This window comes from Nonomuraea polychroma (assembly GCF_004011505.1).
In the GTDB taxonomy this organism is placed as follows: Bacteria; Actinomycetota; Actinomycetes; order Streptosporangiales; family Streptosporangiaceae; genus Nonomuraea; species Nonomuraea polychroma.
The window spans coordinates 1361654-1376854 of sequence record NZ_SAUN01000001.1 but is presented as its reverse complement, the minus strand read 5'-3'; the positions used below and the strand labels follow the sequence as shown (position 1 = coordinate 1376854).

14 protein-coding genes are annotated in these 15201 nt (G+C 71.1%); 4 read left to right on the top strand and 10 right to left on the bottom strand.

The annotated features are described in order from the left end of the window. Positions 1 to 37: 37 nt before the first annotated feature. Genes iolD through EDD27_RS06025 form a run of 6 tightly spaced genes read right to left on the bottom strand, consistent with a single transcriptional unit; the run spans position 38 to position 6713 of the window. Complete coding sequence (iolD, locus tag EDD27_RS06050) at positions 38 to 2053, bottom strand: 3D-(3,5/4)-trihydroxycyclohexane-1,2-dione acylhydrolase (decyclizing) (protein ID WP_127931470.1); 2016 nt, start codon at positions 2051 to 2053, stop codon at positions 38 to 40. After that, the gene (gene iolB / locus EDD27_RS06045; protein WP_127931469.1) at positions 2050 to 2967 is read right to left on the bottom strand and encodes a 5-deoxy-glucuronate isomerase; all 918 of its coding nucleotides are present in this window, start codon (positions 2965 to 2967) and stop codon (positions 2050 to 2052) included. Before iolB ends, iolD begins: the two co-directional genes overlap by 4 nt. Then, entirely contained in the window at positions 2964 to 3863 is a 900-nt protein-coding gene (locus EDD27_RS06040; RefSeq protein WP_127931468.1) for a Cgl0159 family (beta/alpha)8-fold protein, read from the bottom strand. Before EDD27_RS06040 ends, iolB begins: the two co-directional genes overlap by 4 nt. Next, positions 3860 to 4810, bottom strand: coding sequence for a 5-dehydro-2-deoxygluconokinase (gene iolC, locus EDD27_RS06035; protein WP_127931467.1), 951 nt, complete (start codon positions 4808 to 4810; stop codon positions 3860 to 3862). Before iolC ends, EDD27_RS06040 begins: the two co-directional genes overlap by 4 nt. Then, positions 4810 to 5703, bottom strand: a complete 894-nt coding sequence (locus EDD27_RS06030; RefSeq protein ID WP_127931466.1) for a TIM barrel protein — start codon at positions 5701 to 5703, stop codon at positions 4810 to 4812. Before EDD27_RS06030 ends, iolC begins: the two co-directional genes overlap by 1 nt. Then, positions 5700 to 6713, bottom strand: coding sequence for a Gfo/Idh/MocA family protein (locus EDD27_RS06025; RefSeq protein ID WP_127931465.1), 1014 nt, complete (start codon positions 6711 to 6713; stop codon positions 5700 to 5702). The genes EDD27_RS06030 and EDD27_RS06025 overlap by 4 nt, the downstream gene beginning before the upstream one ends. 168 nt (positions 6714 to 6881) lie before the next feature. Here EDD27_RS06025 and EDD27_RS06020 point away from each other — a divergent pair, with 168 nt between their 5' ends. Beyond that, positions 6882 to 7619: a GntR family transcriptional regulator gene (locus EDD27_RS06020; protein WP_127931464.1), complete on the top strand. Its 738-nt coding sequence runs from the start codon at positions 6882 to 6884 to the stop codon at positions 7617 to 7619. Between the two features lie 22 nt (positions 7620 to 7641). Here the strand turns inward: EDD27_RS06020 and EDD27_RS06015 are convergent, their stop codons facing one another. Beyond that, complete coding sequence (locus tag EDD27_RS06015; RefSeq protein ID WP_127931463.1) at positions 7642 to 8742, bottom strand: hypothetical protein; 1101 nt, start codon at positions 8740 to 8742, stop codon at positions 7642 to 7644. A gap of 159 nt (positions 8743 to 8901) precedes the next feature. Here EDD27_RS06015 and EDD27_RS06010 point away from each other — a divergent pair, with 159 nt between their 5' ends. Then, positions 8902 to 9552, top strand: coding sequence for a response regulator (locus tag EDD27_RS06010; RefSeq protein ID WP_127931462.1), 651 nt, complete (start codon positions 8902 to 8904; stop codon positions 9550 to 9552). A gap of 54 nt (positions 9553 to 9606) precedes the next feature. On the opposite strand, the gene EDD27_RS06005 is transcribed toward EDD27_RS06010, so the two are convergent. Continuing rightward, positions 9607 to 10026 (bottom strand): hypothetical protein, encoded by a 420-nt coding sequence (locus EDD27_RS06005; protein ID WP_127931461.1) that lies wholly within the window; start codon positions 10024 to 10026, stop codon positions 9607 to 9609. 18 nt (positions 10027 to 10044) lie between these two features. Continuing rightward, complete coding sequence (locus tag EDD27_RS06000; RefSeq protein ID WP_127931460.1) at positions 10045 to 10620, bottom strand: hypothetical protein; 576 nt, start codon at positions 10618 to 10620, stop codon at positions 10045 to 10047. Between the two features lie 402 nt (positions 10621 to 11022). On the opposite strand from EDD27_RS06000, the gene EDD27_RS05995 reads away from it, so the two are divergent. Together EDD27_RS05995 and EDD27_RS05990 are read left to right on the top strand one after the other, a co-directional pair. Next, positions 11023 to 11439, top strand: coding sequence for a hypothetical protein (locus EDD27_RS05995; RefSeq protein WP_127931459.1), 417 nt, complete (start codon positions 11023 to 11025; stop codon positions 11437 to 11439). Between the two features lie 182 nt (positions 11440 to 11621). Beyond that, entirely contained in the window at positions 11622 to 13301 is a 1680-nt protein-coding gene (locus EDD27_RS05990; protein WP_127931458.1) for a glycosyl hydrolase family 28-related protein, read from the top strand. Here EDD27_RS05990 and EDD27_RS05985 read toward each other — a convergent pair. After that, a complete protein-coding gene (locus EDD27_RS05985; protein WP_164903500.1) occupies positions 13298 to 15097 on the bottom strand; it encodes a pectinesterase family protein in 1800 nt (599 codons plus the stop codon). The two genes, EDD27_RS05990 and EDD27_RS05985, sit on opposite strands and share 4 nt — an antisense overlap. Positions 15098 to 15201: the final 104 nt, after the last annotated feature.

Here is a 15201-nt window from a genome sequence, read left to right as displayed (position 1 = left end):
CGGCGGCCTCGTCCCCGCACCCCCCAGTGCGGGATCGTCAGTGGGGCAGGCCGCGTACGTGCGGGCGCTGCGCGGCCTTGTGCGCCGTGTACTCCTCGTAGGCACGGCGCGTGGTGTCGAGGCGGCTGACCTGGCTGACCGGTACGTCCCACCAGGACTCGCTGTCCGGGGCGTGCACCGTCGGGTCGGTCTCCACGTGGATGACGACCGGGCCGCCGTCGGCCGGCGCGGCCTTGGCGTCCTTGATCGCCTGTACGAGGCCCTCGCGGTCGCGTACCTCGATCACGGTCGCGCCGAGGCTGCGGGCGTTGGCGGCCAGATCGATCGGCAGCCGGTCTCCGTCGAGCCGGCCGGAGGCCTGGTCGCGGAAGCGGTAGCTGGTGCCGAACCGCTGGGATCCGAGCGCCTCGGACAACGAGCCGATGGAGTGGAAGCCGTGGTTCTGGACCAGCACCACGATGATCTTGACGCGTTCCTGGACGGCGGTAACCAGCTCGCCCGGCATCATCAGGTACGAGCCGTCGCCCACCATGACGAAGACGTCCCGGTCCGGGTCGGCCATCCGGACGCCGAGGCCGCCGGGGATCTCGTAGCCCATGCACGAGTAGCCGTACTCGACGTGGTAGGCCTTGCGGTTCCGGACCCGCCACAGTTTGTGCAGGTCGCCCGGCATGGACCCGGCCGCGCACACCACCACGTCCCGCGGGTCGGACAGCTCGTTGACGCAGCCGAGCACGGCGCCCTGAGTGAGCACCCCGTCGGCGAGCGCATCGGCCACCTGCGCCGGCGGATTGTAGGCCGACTCCACCCGGGCGTCCCACTCGCTCCACAACGCGGCCTGCCGCTCGCGGTAGGACGGCTCCACCTGGTATCCGTCCAGCGCCGCGGTCAGCGCGGCCAGGGCCTCGCGGGCGTCGGCCACGACCTGCAGGCCCGCGAGCTTACCGGTGTCCAGGCGGGCGACGTTGATGTTGACGAAGCGCACGTCCGGGTTCTGGAAGGCGGTGCGCGAGGCGGTGGTGAAGTCGCTGTAGCGGGTGCCGATCCCGATGACCAGGTCGGCCTCCCTCGCCAGGGCGTTGGCGGCGGTGGTGCCGGTCGAGCCGACGGCGCCCATCGCCTGCGGGTGCCCGTGCGGCAGCGAGCCCTTGCCTGCCTGGCTCTCGCCGACCGGAATGCCGGTCGCCTCGCAGAACTCGCGCAGGGCGTCCTCGGCGCCGGAGTAGTGCACTCCCCCGCCGGCCACGACGAACGGCCTCCTGGCCGCGGAGACGAGCGCGGCGGCATCGGCGATGTCGGCGGCCTCGGGCAGCGGCCTGCCCACCCGCCAGACGCGCCGCTCGAACAGCTCCACCGGCCAGTCGTACGCCTCGGCCTGCACGTCCTGCGGCAGCGCGATCGTCACCGCACCGGTCTCGGCCGGGTCGGTCAGCACCCGCATGGCGGCCAGCAGCGCCGAGGGCAGCTGCTCGGGCCGGTTGATCCGGTCGAAGAAGCGCGACAGCGGGCGGAAGGCGTCGTTGACGGTGACGTCCGCCGCGTACGGCGCCTCCAGCTCCTGCAGCACCGGCCCCGACACCCGGGTGGCGAAGGTGCCCGAGGGAAGCAGCAGCACCGGGATCCGGTTGACGGTGGCCAGCGCGGCCCCGGTGAGCATGTTGGTCGAGCCGGGACCGACGGAGGCCGTGCAGGCCCAGGTCTGCAGGCGGTCCTTGTGGCGCGCGTAGGCCACGGCCGTGTGCACCATCGCCTGTTCGTTGCGGGCCAGCACGTACGGCAGCCGGTCCGGCCCTCCGGCCAGCTCGTCCTCCAGCAGAGCCTGGCCGAGCCCGGCGACGTTGCCGTGACCGAAGATCCCGAGACAGCCGGCGAACAGCCGCTGCCGGTGGCCGTCGCGCTCGCTCCACTGGGCGGCCAGGAAACGCACGACGGCCTGGCTCACCGTCAGGCGCACGGTGCCGGATGTCGCCGAGTCCGCGACGTCATCGGATGTCGCCGAGTCCGCGACGTCATCGGATGTCGCCGAGTCCGCGACAGTGCCTGATGTACTCATCGGGGTCCTCCCATCGGCAGTCGGGGATCGACGGCTTGGCCGGTCCACGTCTGGCGCACCCAGCCGTGGGCCGGGTCGTCGCAGATCAGCCAGGCACGGGTGGCGCCGGGGCCGGCCATCACGTTGAGGTAGTAGAGGTCGTAGCCGGGCGGGGCCATGGCGGGACCGTGCCAGCCGTGCGGCACGAGGACGACGTCGCCGGTGCGGACCTCGGCGAGCACGTCGATGGGACGCTCGGCGGTGCCGTAGACGCGCTGGTAGCCGACGGGGTCCGCGCCCGCGGGGGCGCCCGGCTCGGCGCGTACCTCGAAGTAGTAGATCTCCTCGAGCTCGGTCTCCACGCCGTCGCGCTCCTCGTCGTGCTTGTGCGGCGGGTAGGAGCTCCAGTTGCCCGCGGGTGTGATCACCTCGCAGGCGATGATCGAGTCGGCGTCGAGCACCTGCGGGACCCCGAAGTTGCGTACCTCGCGCGAGGCCGTGCCGGCGCCCCGCAGTTCCACGGGCACCTCGGCCGCGGCCACGTGCCGGAACGGCGGCGGCACATCCCGCTTGCCCGCCGTCGCGCCGCACAGGGCGATCGTGCTCTCGCGGTCGCCGGCGCTGATCGTGAGGCTCGCGCCCGGCGGGACGTACGCGACGTCGGTGGGGCCGGCGAACACGCTGTCGCGCCCGGTGAGCCGGACCTTGTGGTGCTGCCCGTCGCGGTCGACGGCCGTGACGTCCGCGCCGCCCCGCAAGGGCACCACGATGATCTCGCTGTCGCCGGTGTCCAGCTCCACCCGCGCGAACGGCGCCAAGGTGGCCACGCGCAGGCTCGTGTGCGTCCACCCGGGCACGGCGTCGGTGACCGACACCGCGAAGCCGTCCTCACCGGCCGTGCCGAACGGCAGGACCCACTGTGCGTTGTCGTTCATGAGCCACCTCCGTGAACGAGCCCCGAGGCGATGTCGACCGCGGCGGCCACGTCCCCGTCCGGCGGGAACAGCAGCGCCCGCCCGACGACGAGCCCGCGCACGGCGGGCAGGTCCAGCGCCCCCTGCCAGGAGGCGTAGGTCTCGTCGGGGTGACCGGTCGGATCGCCGCCCAGCAGCAGAGTCGGCAGCGTGGTGGCGTCCATGACGCGGTCCAGGTCCTCGACCACGGGCAGCTTCAGCCAGGTGTGCCGGCTGGTGGCGCCGAGCGCGGCGGCGATGTGGATGGAGGTGATGGTCGAGTCCGGATCGAGCAGGTTGCGCACCCGGCCGTCGTGGCGGACGGACAGGAACGGCTCCACCATCGCCATGACGCCGTGGCTCGCCAGCTCGGTGACCGCCCGGCCGCTGGCCTCCAGCGTGGCGACCGTGCCCGGGTCGTCCATGCAGATGCGGGTGAGCATCTTGCCGCCCTCGAGGCCGCGGGCGGCGATCTCGTCCGCGGTGTAGGCGGTGAAGCGGTCGTCCAGCTCAAAGCTGGCGCCCTGCAGGCCGCCCCGGTTCATCGAGCCGATCGCGACCTTCTCCTCCAGCGCCCCCATCAGCAGCAGGTCGTCCAGGATGTCGGGAGTGCCGAGCACACCGTCCACGCCGGGGCGCGACAGCGCGATCGCCAGGCGTTCCAGCAGGTTGCTCCGCGAGGCCATGGCCCGGCTGTCGCTGCGGACGCCGAGCGCGCCGCGGGCCGGGTGGTCGGCGGCCACGATCAGCAGCCTGCCGTCCGCGCCCACGAGGTCGCGCCGCTTGCGGGCGGCCCATCCTTCGGCGATCCGCCACGGCTGGCGTACCCGGATCTCGGTCAGCTCGGCGATGCCCGGCCGGCTGGAGATATGGCTCATCGTCCCTTCTCCTCTTCGAGCAGGGCCAGGACTTCGGCCTCGTACGGCATGGCACTGGAGCATTCGAGGCGGCCGGCGACGATGGCGCCGGCCACGTTCGCGAAGCGCAGGACGCGGGTCAGGTCCCAGCCGCTGAGCAGGCCGTGGACCAGAGCGCCGCCGAAGGCGTCGCCGGCGCCGAGGCCGTTGACGACGTTCACGGGGAAGGGCGGCACCTCGACGCGCTCGTCCGCGGTCGCCGCGAGCACCCCCTTGGGGCCCTGCTTCACGATCGCGAGCTCCACGCCCCGCTCCAGCAGGGCGGACGCCGCCCGCTGCGGGTCGGTTTCGCCGACGGCGACCTCGCACTCCTCCCGGTTGCCGACCGCGACCGTGACGTGCTGGAGCGCCTTGCCCACCAGCGCGGCGGCCTCGCCGGGGTCGGGCCAGAACATGGGCCGGTAGTCGAGGTCGAGCACGGTGTGCGGGCGGCGGCCGCGGGCCTGCCAGGCGGCGAAGTGCGCGGCGCGCGACGGCTCCTGCGACAACCCCGTGACCGTGGCCCAGAAGACCCCCGCCTCGCGCACCGCCCCCAGCGGGACCTCATCCGGCTCGATCATGAGGTCGGGCGCGGTCGGATACCGGTAGAAGTACAGCGGGAAGTGGTCCGGGGGGAAGATCTCGCAGAACGTCACCGGTGTCGGCGGGCCGTCGACCTCACCGGCGAAGGAGTCGTCGACGCCGAAGTCGCGCAGTGCCCGGCGGACGTAGCGGCCGAACGGGTCGCGGCCGGTGCGCGTGATGATCGTGGCGCGGCGGCCGTACCGGGCCGCGGCCACCGCGACGTTGGTCGCGCTGCCGCCCAGGAACTTGGCGAACCGCTCCACGTCCTCCAGGCCGACGCCGTGGTCGAGCGGGTAGATGTCCACCCCGCACCGGCCCATGGCCACCAGGTCGTACGCCGTCATCACGCGCCCGCCGCGCTCGCCACGGCGAGCAGGTGCTCGATGCTCGCCCGGACGTCCGCGGCCGGGTCCGCGCCCGCGCCGCCGTCGGCCAGGATGGTGTCCTGCTCCAGGACGTACCAGCCGGTGTAGCCGTGGCCCTCGAGGGCGGAGACGATGGCCGCGATGTCGACGTCGCCCTTGCCGAGCGGGACGTACATGCCGCCGGCCACGGCGGCGGTGTAGGTCTCCTGGCCGGCCTGCACGAGGCGCGCCCAGTCGAGCCGGACGTCCTTGAGATGCACATGGGCGATCCGACCGGGGTGTTCGCGGGCGATCGCGACAGGGTCGCCGCCGCCGATCAGCAGGTGCCCGGTGTCCAGGCACAGGCCCACCCGGCTGCCGTCGAGCACGCGTGCCGTCTCCTCGCCGCTCTCCACCATCGTGCCGACGTGCGGGTGGAGGGTGGCCACCAGGCCGCGGGCGGCCGCGGCGCCGCTGATGCGGTCGAGGTTGCCCAGCAGGGTCGCCCAGCCGTGCTCGTCGAGGGCCGGGCGGTCGTCGTAGCCGTCCTGCCCGGTGGCGGCGGCCAGGACGACCGTCGACGCCCCGGCGGCCACCAGGCCCTCCATCGCGCGCTCGACCTCGGGAAGGGGGTCGTGCTCCGGGTCGTGCAGGACGACCGGGACGAACTGCCCGACCGCCTTCAGGTCGTACCCGGCCAGCGTCGCGGCCTTGGCCTGCGGGTCGTCGGGCAGGAAGCCGTCGGGACCGAACTCGGTGGCGGCCAGGCCGAGCGCGCGCATCTGGCGCAGCACGGTGGCCGGGTCCAGCTGGTGGCCCCAGCCCGGGACCTCGCAGACCCCCCACGAGATGGGTGCGCCGGCGATGCGGCCGGCCACTGGTGTGATCCTCATGGCTTGTCGATCCCCTCGATCTCGGACAGGGCGACGGGCCTGCGCTCGGCTCTGGACAGCTCGCACGCCTCGGCGATGCGGAAGGCCTCGAGCGCGTCGCGCACGGTGCAGGGCGATGCCAGCTCGCCGCGGGCGACGCGGGCGAAGGCGGTGAGCTCGGCCTGGTACGCCGGCAGGAACCGCTCCATGAACGACCACTTCTGCGGTCCGCGCGGGAAGTCGACGCCCTCCTCCGCCGAGCGCATCGCCAGCGAGTGGTCCAGGCCGACGGCGATCGTGCCCTTCTCGCCGTGGACCTCCATGCGCACGTCGTGGCCGCCGCCGTTGTAGCGGGTCGAGGAGATCAGCACGATCGTGCCGTCGTCCAGGGTCAGCAGGGCGCCACCGGTGTCGACGTCGCCGGCCTCGGCGAAGAAGGACGCCCCCTTGTTGCCGCCGGTGGCGTAGACGGTGGCCACCTCCCGGCCGCTGACGAAGCGCAGGATGTCGAAGTCGTGCACGTTGCAGTCGCGGAAGATGCCGCCGGAGGTCGGGATGTAGGAGGCGTGCGGCGGGGCCTGGTCGTGGGTGCCGGCCCGGATGGTGTGCACGAACCCGAGCTCGCCCGAGGCCACCGCGGCCTGCGCGCGCCGGTAGCCGGCGTCGAACCGGCGCTGGAAGCCGACGTGCACCGGCACGCCGGTGGCGGCGACGAGCTCGGTCAGCTCGGTGGTCTCCTTCAGGGTGGCGGCCACAGGCTTCTCGCAGAAGACCGGCACCCCGGCGGCGATGGCCTGGCGCAGCAGCGGCGCGTGGCCCGGCGTGGCGGTGGCGATCACGAAGCCGTCGACGCCCGCGGCCAGCAGCGCCTCGGCGTCCGGCGCCACCTTGAGGCCGAGCTCGGCTGCGACGCGCTCGGCGGCCCCGGTGTCGGCATCCGTCACGACCAGCTCGTCCACATCGTCGAGAGCGGCCAGAGTCTTGGCGTGGAAGGCGCCTATCCTTCCGACGCCCGCGAGCCCGATACGCATGCGCGTCCTCGTCCATTCACGTCGTTGGGTCGTCACTTGCCGTAGCCCGGTCCTGGTCAGGACTTCGGCGATGTGGTGAAGCCTGCCTTGTTAACAATGCCCGAGTCAAGACTTTGTCCTGACATCATTGCGTAACGTCATATACATGAGCGGAGGTACACTCTCCTCGTGGCAGTTCACGTGGGCGTGACGCTCGATCGCTCTTCTCCCGTGCCCCTCTACCATCAGCTCGCCGAGCAGCTGCGCACGGCGATCGCCAGCGGGCGGCTCCAGCCCGGCGACCAGCTGGAGAACGAGCTCGCCCTGGCCGAACGGCTCAACCTGGCGCGCCCCACCGTACGCCAGGCCATTCAGGAACTGGTCGACCGCGGGCTCGTGCTGCGGCGGCGCGGGATCGGCACCACGGTGGCGAACCCCAAGGTGCACCGGCGCGCGGAGCTCACCAGCCTCTACGACGACCTCACCCGTGCCGGCGGGCGGCCCGCGACCACCGTCCTGCGGCACGAGCTCGTCCGCGACGAACGGGTGGCCGCCGCACTCGACCTGCCCGCCGACACCGACCTGCTCTCCATCGTGCGGCTGCGGCTCTCCGGCGACCGGCCACTCGCCATCATGCGCAACTGGCTGCCCCCGCCCCACCACGGCATCAGCCGGGAAGACCTGCAGGAATCAGGCCTGTACGCACTGCTGCGCGAACGCGGGGTGCGCCCCGTCGTCGCCGCCCAGTCGATCGGAGCCCGCCCTCCGACCACTCCGGAGCGGCGCCACCTCCTGCTGAAGCCCTCCGAGCCCGTCCTCACGATGACCCGCACCGCCTTCGACTCCGGAGGCAAAGCGGTGGAGCACGGAGATCACTGCTACCGCGCCCAGGACTACAGCATCGAGGTCCTGGTCGACCAGCGCTGACGCCCCTCGGACGCCACGCGCATCATGTCTCCCCACCCGTGAAAGCGCGCAGTCTCAGCCTGGCCGCCACATTGTCGGCGAACCAGGCGTAGAAGTGCTCGTTCCGGTGGAGATCCGCGCGAACCGCCTGGCACCACTCCTCCCGGTCGAGCACCGCGAGATAGCTCCGCACAAGGTGGTCTCGGTGCTCGGGGGCGCATCCGATCTGTTCCGGCGCCTTGCTCGCCAAGTGGTCGGCGATCGCCGCGGCGTTGACGTACCTGCCGGTGGCCGGGGCCTGACGGGCAAGGTGACCGACGTGCGCCTCCAGGACAACGCGAGCAGGCGGGTAGCGCTCCAAGGTCATGCCCATGCCGGAGCACTGAGCCATGATGTTCAGCATGCGGCTGGTGTTGTCGATCAGGTCGTCGTCGACGTCCAGCCCGGTGATCGCCTCGTGGAGGTGGGCCGCCGTGGCGACCTTGCCCGCGAAGTAGCCGTTGAGGAAGTCGCCGTCGCAGGAGTGGCGCAGCAGCCACGCCCGTGCCGCGTCGCTCACGCCCCACTGGCACAACTCCTCGACAACATAGACGCGGCCCCAGCCGGCCACCCTCTGAGCCAGCCACAGCAGCGCCTCGCCGCCGAGCTTTCGCCGCAACGCCTTGGCGGCCAGCGGGCCGAAGTGGCCGGACAGCAGCCCAATCGTCTGGATCAGCTCGATGTCCTCTTCGGCCCAATCGGTGGCCAGCAGCGCCAGCCCGACGGTGACCGCACATCGATCGGTGCCATGCCGTACCAGCCATCGGCCGGTCCGCCGGACCCGTCGCAGGTCCGCCCGTAAGGCCGCCGCGGCAATGTGCTCGTTGTGATGGATAGGGATATACAGGCCATGAAAGGCGTCGGCGAGTTCGGCGGGTGCGGCATCTGCCCTGGCGAAGTGCGCATCCAAGACGACGGCGACGTCCATCCCTTCCAACCGCCGATCCTCCGGCGGCTCCGCACTGGACCGATGCAGGTCTTCGTCGGGGTACGGCTCGCCATCGCGGGCAAGAGGAGCGTCAGGGCTTTGGCGGTGCAGGCGCAGCGCGTGGTCGAAGAGACTGATCTGGGATCCGAGCAGCCTGGGCTCGGTCGTCTCGCTCACCGGCGGACAGTGGACTCGATTCTCTTGATCATGCCTGGGAGAATACCAAGCCGCACCGTTCTTGGCGTGCGGCGGGGACGCCACGTTCGGGCCCGCGCCTCCGGGCCGGGGCTTCCAGGTCTCGGTACGGCTCCCGCGCGGGAGTGCGGAGGTGACCGGGTGACGATCACGGTGGTGGTGGCCGACGATCAGGAGCTGGTCCGCAGCGGATTCGCGCTGATCCTGGACACGCAGGCGGACATCTCCGTGGTGGCGGAGGCGGGCGACGGGCACGCGGCGATCGAGGCCGTGCGCGCGTACCGCCCCGAGGTGCTTCTCCTCGACATCCGTATGCCGTACATGAACGGCATCGACGCCGCCCAGGTGGTGTGCGCGGAGACGGATACGCGTGTCCTGATGCTGACCACCTTCGACCAGGACGACTACATCTACGGCGCGCTCCGCGCCGGGGCGAGCGGCTTCTTGCTCAAGGACGTGCGCAGAGACGACCTGGTGCACGCCGTCCGGGTGGTGGCCGCCGGCGAGGCGCTGCTCGCACCGGCCGTGACCCGCCGGTTGATCGACGACATGGTGTCCAAGCGGCCCAGGAAACCGCACGTCGGGCTCGACCTTCTCACCGCCAGGGAGCGGGAGACGCTCATGCTGCTCGGCCGCGGGCTGTCCAACGCGGAGATCGCCGCGGCGTTCGTGGTCAGCGAGCACACGGTGAAGACCCACGTCAGCAACGTGTTCGCGAAGCTGGCGGTCAGGGACCGGGTGCAGGCGGTCATAGCGGCGTACGAGTCAGGCCTGATCCGGCCGGGGGGCTGAAGCCCCGGCTCCCGGCCGGGCTATCGGCTGGAGCCGGGGCGACAGCGGAGAATCTCAGGAGACTCTCAGGTAGAACGCGGTGTCGGTCGCGTATCCGTAGGAGGCGTGGCTGCGGACGGCGATGGTGTTGTGCCAGTCACCGCCGCACGCGCGGGACCCGCGCTGCACGGACAGCGAGCGCGGGGACCAGTATCGGCCCACGGCCCGGGCGTAGAGCTCCTCCGCACCGTCCAGGTCGACCTCGGGCTCCACGACGACGCAGTAGGTTCCCCGGTACGCTCGCCAGACGTCGACGATGTTCCTGCTCCTGATGATCGACCCGTCCGCCGACACCACGGCCGAGGCTTGGCCGTAGCCGTAGCCATGGTCGTGGCCGTGGCCGTGGCGGTGCGGACTGTCCGCGAGGGCGGGCGCCGGCGCCAGGATGGCGGCCGCCGCGAGCGTGAGTGCGCAGACGCGCTTGATGCTTTTCATCTCGGTGTTCCTTTCTGGTCAGGCGATGACGAGGTCGAAGCTGCCGTCGGCGAGCCGTCCGGTGCTGGGGTGGTAGACGTTGACGGTGACGGTGTTGTCCTGGCCGCAGGTCGACCACGGGCTCCCGTAGACCGGCGGCGTGTGCCTGTGTCCCGGCGGCGTGTGCCTGTGACCCGGCGGCGTGTGCCTGTGACCCGGCGGAATGTGCCTGGTGCCCTGCGACGGGCTCCTGTAGATCGGCGACGGGTTCCTCTGGACCGGCGACGGGTTCCCGTAGCCAGGCGACGGATGCCTGTAGACCGGCGACGTGCTCCCGTAGACGACGTGGGCGAGCCGCAGCGCCTCGCGGGAATTGACCTGCATCAGCGAGTCGGTGACATCCACCCTGGGGGCGACCTGGACGCAATAACGTCCGAGGCCGGCCCGCCATGATCTGATGACGTTCTTGCCGTAGGTGAGCGTGCCGTCGGCGCTGACGATCGCCGCGGCTCGCGCGTACGGGGCCCTCTGATCAGCCTGCGCGGCCGGGCCGGCGGCCATGACGAGACCGGTAGCGGCGAGCGTGAGGCCGGCCGCGAGCATGCCACGAAGCATGGAAGTTCCTCTCGATCACTTAGCGGATAAGCGACACGACAGAAAGTAAGCTCGTGGAGGCCTTCAGGACACGAGCCACCCCGCATCGAAGATCCAAAGATTCTTGGGCGGTCGCATCCGAACCAGTGGCTCAGATCAAGCGTCCTAACCGGTCCCCTCTCCGGCCGCTGGGCCCGCCGTTCCAGGGCCGCGGCCGTTTGAGCGCGCTTTACCTCAGGCGACGGAGCGGTGATCCGGCATGCGAGGCGACGCGTCCGGCCGAGCGTGTCAGCCTGGGCCGAAATGCATGCATCTCGGTATATAGGCCGAAAAATGTTGACCTTTGCACCTTCCTGTTGGTTAATCGAGAAGGGTGTGTCGCTTTCAACGGGGGAAGCGGCAGTTCATGGCCATGGGGGAAACATGACCAAGCGTCTTGTCGGCATGCTCTTAGCGGCTTCCGTCGCGACGGGGGTTCTCGCGGCGACGCCGACGGCGGCCTCGGCGTCCGCGACCAGCACGTCGGCTGGTCCGCATCTGATCGACTACAAGATTTACTTCGGTAAGTGCGAGGACACCTGCCGCATCAAGGTGCGGATCAAGAACGTGTCCCGCAAGAGGCTCTACGACGTCAGCCTGAACGCTCGCCTCTGGGTCAACGGCACGAAGGTCGGGGCCTGCTACGACTACGTCGGCGGCATCCGGCCCAAGGGAGTCCGCTGGGCCGGGTGCACCGTACGCTCGGCGAAACTCGCCCGCCTGTGGACCCGCTATCTCGACGGCGAGATCGACTTCGACACCGAGACCAAGACCAAGGTCCATTACGAGTACTACTCCTGACCAGCGGGCCAGGGGCCGATCGCTCCTCCTCGGCCCCTGGCCGCCGGGAAACACATCCGATCTATGGCGGACAACACCACGCCAATTACCCGCCCTAGCCTGTTGACAGGCCTGACATTTCGTGGGATCACCATCAAAAGATCCCACCTTTGAGGTGGGATGCTCGACCCCCGAGGAGCACCATGCGTCAGGACCTTTCCAAGCTGAGCCGCCGAGCGCTCGTCGGCGGCGCGGCGGCGGCCATCGCCGCGCCCGCGCTCGCGACCGGAACGGCGACCCGAGCCGAGGCCGCCCGCGCGTCGGGCCGGCCGGCGGATGCGTCTCTGCTTGAGGAGTGGGCGCAGGCGCCCGGATCCCACCCGGTGATACCCGACATCTCTCGCGCGGGTTACCGCCTCGGGTCCCGCCTGCCGCGGCCGAACGTGGTCACCCGGGTGACCGACCACGGCGCCCGTGCGGACGGGAGCACGGACTGCGCCCCGGCGTTCAACGCGGCGCTGCGCGCGGCCGGGGAACGGGGCGGCGGCGTGGTGCTGGTGCCGCGCGGCACCTACCTGCTGTCGTCGCCGGTCTTCATGCACTGGTCCAACGTCGTGCTCCGCGGCGCCGGGCGCGAGACAACGGTGCTGCACTTCAGCCGGACACTGGACGACGGCTACCGACCGGCCCGGCAGTCCAACGGGAACAGCCGCTGGTCGTGGACCGGCGGGCAGGTCTGGTTCATCGCGGCCGAGCGGCGGGCCCGGTCGGAGGCCGAGGACTTCGCCGGCACCGAGGGCTGGCTGCTGGGCGACACCCTCGCGGAGGTCGGCGCCGCCTCCCGAGGCCAGCGCACGCTTCTGGTGTCCAGCACCAGCGGGCTGCGCCCGGGTGACATGGTGATGCTCGAGTGCGACAACCCGCCGGACGCGAGCCTGCTGACGCACCTGGCCGGGGAGATCCCCGGCGCCCGATCGTACGACTGGCCGCGCCGCGCGCCGCAGCTCGTCACCGGCTCCGGCGGCCAGTACGTGCAGTACGCCTCCCTTCAGTGGCCCGTCCGCATCGAGGCGATCCTCGGCGACCGGCTGGTCGTCCTGGCCCAACCGCTCAAGTACGACCTGCGCCCCGGCTGGCCGGCCCGCCTGCGCGCGCTCGGCCCGACCGTCCACGACAGCGGCGTCGAGCAGCTGACCATCCGCAACGAGCCGGTCGCGATGACCGCGCACAACAAACATCCCGGCTCGAACGGGGTGTGCTTCCAGGCCGTGCACGACTGCTGGGCGAGCGACGTACGCGTGGAGAACTGCGACCTCGGCTTCGGCTTCACCTACGCCAAGTCGACCACCCTGTCCAGAGTCGTCGTGGGCGGCCGGGCCGCGCATCACAGCTTCGCCTGCCGGATGCAGTCGCACGACAACCTCGTCGACGACTTCGAGATCGAGGCGTTCACCGTGCCGGTGCCGTCCGGCGCCGTCCACCACGGACTCAATCTGGAGGGCCTGTCGTCCGGCAACGTCTGGCGGCGCGGCCGGATGGCCGAGGGCACCTTCGACACCCACCGGGCGCTGCCGTTCGAGAACGCCCGGACCGACATCACCATGGTGAACAACGGCCGTGTCGGCGGCTCGGGCGCGTCCGGCCCGCTGTTCGGCGCCCGGATCGCGCACTGGAACGTCCGCGTCACCAGCGGCAGCGCGTACGCCGTGACGATCGCCGACGTCGCACCCCGCAGCGTGACGGTGGGCGTCCAGGGCACCAACGGCACCGACAGCGAGCTTCCCCCGGACTTCACCGGCGACCTGGAGAACCTCATCGTCCAGCAGGGCTCACGCCCCCACGTCACCGACTTGTACGCCGCCCAACGCGACCGCACTGATTAAGGAGTCCAATGCCCCAGGAAGGCCCGGACCGTGTACGCGCGGGCCTCGTCGTCGGTGAGCTGCGGCCGGTCGGCGTTGACGGCCGCGCCGGGCCCGGTGTTGCGGTATTCGGCGAAGCGGCCCTCGCCCTCCCACGGGTCGTCCTTGACGTGCGCACCGAGCCAGGAGTCGCGGACCACGACGTGAGCGCCGGCGCCGGAGCGTCCCAGGGAGACGGACTTGGCCGCATCGCCTTCCAGCCGGCTGCCGGCGATGAGGAAGGAGCCGCCCGCCGTCACGGTGCCGGCGCCGAGCGACTTGATCACGCACCGGTCCAGGACGGCGGTGCCCTGGCCGCGGACGATGTCCACGTCGCCTTCCACGTGGCAGTCTCGCAGGTAGGCGCGGCCGTCCGCCTGGTAGACGCCCTCGTTGCCGAGGAACCGGGTGCCCTTGAAGGTGACCCGGTCACCGGCGGCCTGCACGGCCGGTGCCGGGCCGGCGGCGAGGGACTCGTCGTAGGCGTTCTGCAGGGTGACGTCCTTGACGGTGATGCCGCTGCCGAGCACGCCGAAGGTGGCGCTGTCCGTGGTCCCCCACGTGCCGCCGTAGAACTTCGCGCCGTTCGCGGGCAGCTCGTAGGTGATGACCACGTCCTGCGGGTTTCCGGTCGCGCCCTTGATCGTGAGGTCCCTGCTGCCCGCCCACACCCGGACCATCTCCCGGTAGACGCCCGCCTTGACGGTGATCACCGCGCCGCGGGGGGCCGCGCCGACGGCGGCCTGGACGCTGGCGAAGTCGCCGGTGCCGTCGAGCGCGACGGTGATCTCGCGTGGCTCGGGACGCTGCCCGCCGAGCGGTCCGGCGCCGTGAGTGACGATGGCGGGCACCCGGTCTGTGGGGTCGAGCCTGTAGGCGTAGTAGGCGGACGGGTCGAAGGCAGCGCCCACGTTGTCGGTGCGGCCCCGGGTGCCGTCGAAGACGTTGCCGCGCTGGACCACCTGGGAGGCGGGGTCCTTGGCCACGATCGGGTCGGGCACCGACTTGTAGTAGCTGTTCTCGACGACCAGGCGGCCGCCGCCGCGGATCATCGTGCCGTACATCGCGGTGTCCTGGACGTAGTTGTTGTACCAGTGCGCGGCCTGGGTGTTGTCGATGCTGGCGTTGCGCTGGTGGGTGCCGCGGATCCAGTTGTGGTGGAGGGTCACCTTGGTCACCACGTTGGGGGTCCAGCCGACGCCGACGGCCTTGTTGTGGTCGCTGAAGACGTTCCAGGAGACGGTGACGTAGTCGCTGTCCTTGCGGATGTCGAGCAGGCCGTCGCCGGTGCGGGTGAAGTGGTTGTGGTCGATCCACACGTGGTGGGCGCCGTCCATCTGCACGCCGTCGTAGTCCTTGGTCTTGCCGTCCCAGTCGCCGGGCACGTAGGAGTCGCGGATGGTGAGGTTGCGGATGATGACGTTGTGCACGCCGTTCAGGAAGAACCCGCCCTGGACGATCTCGGCGCCGACGCCGTCGCCGACGATGCTCTTGTCGGAGGCGACCGCGATCTCCTTGCCGTAGGGCTCCATGCGGATCGAGCCCCTGACCTTGATCACGTACGGCTCCGCTGCCGTGGCGTACCGCTCCAGGTCGGCCTGGTTGTCCACGGTCACGGTCGGGCCGGCCGCCCCACCGGTGGTGCCGTCCACGCCGAGCGCGTTCAGCCCGGCGAACCCGTCGGCGCGTCCGGACCACGGCGTGTCCGCCGTGGCCGGGGACGGGACGGCCGCCGCCAGCACCACCGCGAGCAGGACGAGCAGGGTGGGGCGTTTCATCAGGAGCCTCCGGCGGGGCGGTGCGATCAGTCGGAGGAAACGTTGCGTCAGCCCGAACGCAACGTCAACGGCAGGAAAACGCCCGCTCACCCTGCTAGCAGGCA